Source organism: Methyloceanibacter sp. (genome assembly GCF_050999895.1).
GTDB lineage: Bacteria > Pseudomonadota > Alphaproteobacteria > Rhizobiales > Methyloligellaceae > Methyloceanibacter.
In genome coordinates this window covers 1-4,295 of sequence record NZ_JBPCOU010000038.1, presented here as the reverse complement: position 1 = coordinate 4,295, position 4,295 = coordinate 1, and the positions used below count along the sequence as shown (strand labels likewise).

Here is a 4,295-nt window from a genome sequence, read left to right as displayed (position 1 = left end):
TACACCGTCGGGGTGGATGTCATGGCCAAGCCGCGCTTCCCGGAAGGGCGTGCAGCCATGTTCGTCGCCGGCCCCGATGGGCCGGAGAAGCAGCTGGTGATGAGCCTCGTCGCCGATGTCGGCTTTGAGGCACTGGACGCTGGGCCCCTCAAAACGGCGCGCCTGTTCGAGCCGCTGGCGATGCTGTGATTAAGGTCGCCCGGAAGGAGCAGAATCCGAATTTTACCTTGGTGCTCGGCAAGCGCGTCGCCGGTCGGCAGGCCCAACCGTTGACGCAGTTGAAGGCGGTTGCCGGCTCTTTCAGCCCTGACCGCTAGGCCATGACGTTTTTGATGACTCAAATGCCCGTGACCCAGGAGATGCACATTGTTCGCGGTTAACCTCGCAAACCTGAAAAGGTGCTCCCTAGCGGCGTATGCGAGGCCCCGGCCGTCCGTCCAGACGCGAGCTTGGAACGGACGGCCGGACATTATTTCGCCCGGCGGCGGGTATGGTTTGGGGCAAGGCCGTTAACTTGCATTATGGTTAACGCCTTCGGCCCTTAAATTGCCACGAAGCAATTGACAATCATCATGTTTCCCGCTCGCCGCAAGGCCTGCGGCGTTAACCATGTTTAAGTAAACGTCATCACGCTGGGGCCGGGGGGTAGGAAGCTGATGGCATGCGTATCGCTGCGTTCATTGCGCTCGCCGTCTCCGGCGTTGTCGGCCTAGCAGGCGCCTGCGCCGCGCAGAGCGACAATGCGACCGGCGTGCTGCCGCGCTCGACCACCATTGTGAAGCAGACGCCACCGCAGCTTTTGGGCCCGCCGCAAGCGCCGGTGGCAGTGCCCGAGCAGGTGCAGACACCCGCCCCAGCACCGGTGCAACCCTCGTTTCAGCCCGCCTATGTCACGACGCAGCCGAGCGAAGCGCCTGCTCTTGAGGCATCGCCCAGTCCACCCGCATCGCCGCAGCCCCCGGCGGCCTTCTCCACCACGGAGAAGCTGATGGATTGGGTGTCGAACTACCGGAAGCACCGCAACCCTTCGATGGTCCCCGCAGCCGTCCAGGCGATGAACGCCTACGGTCTCTTCGGTGACGAGGAAAAGGCTTGGTTCTGTACCGGCTTTATCGCGGGCGTGCTGGGGAGCAATCCGAAGCAGGGGTCCTCGCTCGTCACCAAGATGTTGCCGCTGCCCGACAAGGAGCAGGGTTTCATCATTCGAGCGATTGTCTATTCGGCCCGCCCCGATTGGCGCGAAATGCTCGAGAAAATTTCGCCGCGCACGCCACTCCGCCGCCCCCTCATCGATGATTTCCTGAGCGGGAAGCGCCCGACCTTGATGGAGCTTGAGCTCGATCACGGCGGCTCGCCCGGCATCTACGCGCTTTGGGGATATTACGTCGCCACCGGCCAGCACGAACCCGTCGTCCGAATCATGCAGGCGCTACGCTGGTCGAAGAACAAGAAGGATTCTTCCTTCTCCTTCGGTAAAATCTTTTCAGGATGGGGCAGCGATCCGAGCGCGGTTGAGAAGATAACGACCGGGGGCACCGCGAAATGGACGCTTGCGTCCTATGCCGAGCGCGATCGCGAGTTGATCAAGCTCTACCGCGCCGAATATGAGCGGCAGCCCGAGGACATCGCGCAGCCGCTCCAGGACGTCATCGCCGCCGCCGAGATTTTTGAATCTGAGAAGATTCGTAAGGATCAGTTCGGCGCGATCGAGGATGCCCAGAGACGCCAGATGTCCAATGAGGCCGGCATGACCAAGGGCGCCACGGCGGGCTCCATCGCCATTGCGACGGGATGCGTTGCCGCAACCGCTCTCGGTCAAGCCTATATCACGCTGCCATGCGTCCTCGGCGGCGCGCTCTATACGGGCGCCGTGAAGCTCGCTCAATAAAGTGAGACGCTATTCCGTGCCGCGACGGACGAAATAGCCGATCAGGACGCCGACGCCGACTGCGAGCAGCATCGAGGCGGCAAGATTGTCCTTCATGACCTCTTCCGCGTCGTGGGCCGTCTCGGAGGCGTAGCCGCGCGCATTGCCATAGCCGCGACTGGCGCCGCGTCCAAAGCTATGCGCCAGCTCTTGCACATAGCTCGTCAGACTATTGATTTGATCGTGAAGCTCGCTCGTATCGGGCACGTAACTGGAAGCTCTACGCGGCGCATTGCCCAGACCCAACATCTTAGAAATCCTCCTTTAAAGGCCTTAAGTCGCCGCCATTCACAGGCGCGACTATACTAGAAACGGCTGGATGCGGTCTGCGTTCCGAGACCCTTCGTAACCAAGGTGTTTTAGAGCACCATATTGCGGGCCCGGATGCCGCGCTCGATGGCCGCAGTCGTGATCTGATCGAGATCCAGGGTATCCCGGAGCAGCTCGATGAGTCGCGTTTCTTCGGGCCTTACGTCGAGATCGGCCGCCGCTACCTCCAGCGCCACGGCATAGGCGGTCTCCCTCAGCTTCTTAGGCAGCCCCTCCTTGATAAGCCTCAGCACGCGCTGGAGCCCGCCGTCGTCGCTCAGGATATTGCCGCAGGCTTCGGCTGTCGCCACCAGGTCTTCCTGATCGAAGTCGTCGAAGACCGGGAGGTTGGAGACGATCTCGCCGATCCGCGCCAGCTCCGCATCGTTCATAGTGCGGTCCACGGCCGACATCGTGACCATCACATAGATCAGCGCTGCGTGATGGTTCAAAGGCTCGGTCATGTGCGGCCCCTCGGATTAAGGATTGGGATCGGAAAGGAGCGGGACCGTAGAAAATTGCGGCTGGCGCGGCAAGCGCCGAAATCCCTCGACCCGCGCTGGCGTGTGACGACGCCACCCCAGTTAAGAGCCTTAATACTAGCGCCATTCAGGAATCTGTGAAATTTGTCCCCGATACTCGCTCCAAACATTCCCTGGACGTAGCTCCACCATGACCCGCCCTCCAATCACCAAGCGGCCCAAAGCCGAACCTCAGGCTGAGGCAAGCATCCCTGCCGCCAGCGCGTCGCAGCCGCGGGCGAAGCAGGGGCAGGCGCCGGTGGAAGTGAATTCGGAGCTGCTCGCCCATGCTCATGTGAGCAAGGCCTGGCCGTTCGAAGAGGCGCGCAAGGTGCTGAGCCGCATGAAGCGGATTCCGAAGCCGACCGGCGCCATCATTTTCGAGACGGGTTACGGGCCCTCGGGCCTTCCGCACATTGGCACCTCCGGCGAGGTCGTGCGCCCCACCATGGTGCGCCACGCCTTCCGCGTGCTCACCGAGGACAAGGTGCCGACGCGTCTGATCTGCTTCTCCGATGACATGGACGGCTTGCGCAAAGTTCCGGACAACGTGCCGAACAAGGAGATGCTTGCGGAGCATCTCGGCAAGCCGTTGACCCAGGTCCCCGATCCTTTCGGCGAGCATCCAAGCTTCGGACAGCACAACAATGCACGGCTCAAGGCCTTTCTCGATGCCTTCGGCTTCGACTACGAGTTCATGTCAGCGACGGATTGCTACATCTCCGGCCGGTTCGACGTGACACTCCTGAAGGCGCTGGAGAACTACGAGGCGATCCGCGACGTGATTCTGCCTACCCTCGGGCCGGAACGTCGCGCCACCTACAGCCCGTTCCTGCCGATCTCCCCGACCACCGGCAAGGTTCTTCAGGTGCCTATCGTCGATCGCGACGTCGCCGCGGGCACCGTCCTCTACAAGGACCCCGACACGGGGAAGTTCACCCAAGTCCCCGTCACGCGCGGCCATTGCAAGCTGCAATGGAAGGCGGATTGGGCCATGCGCTGGGCCGCGCTTGGCGTCGACTACGAGATGGCCGGCAAGGACCTGATCGATTCCGTTCGTCTCTCCGGTCATATCTGCCGCATCCTCGGACGCCAGCAGCCGGAAGGTTTCAACTACGAACTCTTTCTCGACGAGAACGGCGAGAAGATTTCAAAGTCGCGCGGCAACGGCCTCACCATCGAGGAATGGCTCAAATATGCGCCGCCCGAGAGCCTGTCGCTCTACATGTTTCAGAGCCCGAGAAAGGCGAAGCGGCTATACTTCGACGTCATCCCGCGCGCGGTGGATGAATATGTCGGCCATCTCGCAGCCTTCCCGAAGGAGGAGCCGGCGCCGCACCTGATGAACCCCGTCTGGCACATCCATTTAGGCCAGCCGCCTCGGGCCGAACTTCCCATCAGCTTCGCGCTCCTTCTCAATCTCGCATCGGCGTCGAACTCCGAGGACAGCGAGGTGCTGTGGGGCTTCATCCGCCGCTATTGCCCCGACGCAACGCCCGAACAGCATCCGCTGCTCGACGATCTCGTCGGTTATGCCA

General features: G+C 61.9%; 4 protein-coding genes and 1 pseudogene. 3 read left to right on the top strand and 2 right to left on the bottom strand.

Features of this window, described 5'->3' with window-relative positions; all coding sequences use genetic code 11:
- Positions 1-189 (top strand): annotated as a pseudogene (locus tag ACR2J1_RS03770) (NADPH-dependent F420 reductase); the annotation flags it as partial.
- Positions 190-661: 472 nt separating this feature from the next.
- Positions 662-1,888 carry a hypothetical protein gene (locus ACR2J1_RS03765; RefSeq protein ID WP_434018015.1) on the top strand — a complete coding sequence of 409 codons (1,227 nt, stop codon included), beginning with the start codon at positions 662-664 and terminating at the stop codon, positions 1,886-1,888.
- A gap of 9 nt (positions 1,889-1,897) precedes the next feature.
- On the opposite strand, the gene ACR2J1_RS03760 is transcribed toward ACR2J1_RS03765, so the two are convergent.
- On the bottom strand, positions 1,898-2,176 hold the full coding sequence (locus ACR2J1_RS03760; RefSeq protein ID WP_434018014.1) for a hypothetical protein: 279 nt from the start codon (positions 2,174-2,176) through the stop codon (positions 1,898-1,900).
- Positions 2,177-2,286: 110 nt separating this feature from the next.
- Positions 2,287-2,700, bottom strand: a complete 414-nt coding sequence (locus ACR2J1_RS03755) for a tellurite resistance TerB family protein (protein ID WP_434018013.1) — start codon at positions 2,698-2,700, stop codon at positions 2,287-2,289.
- Between the two features lie 208 nt (positions 2,701-2,908).
- Here ACR2J1_RS03755 and ACR2J1_RS03750 point away from each other — a divergent pair.
- On the top strand, positions 2,909-4,295 hold a 1,387-nt coding region (locus tag ACR2J1_RS03750), incomplete at its 3' end, for a lysine--tRNA ligase (protein ID WP_434018012.1).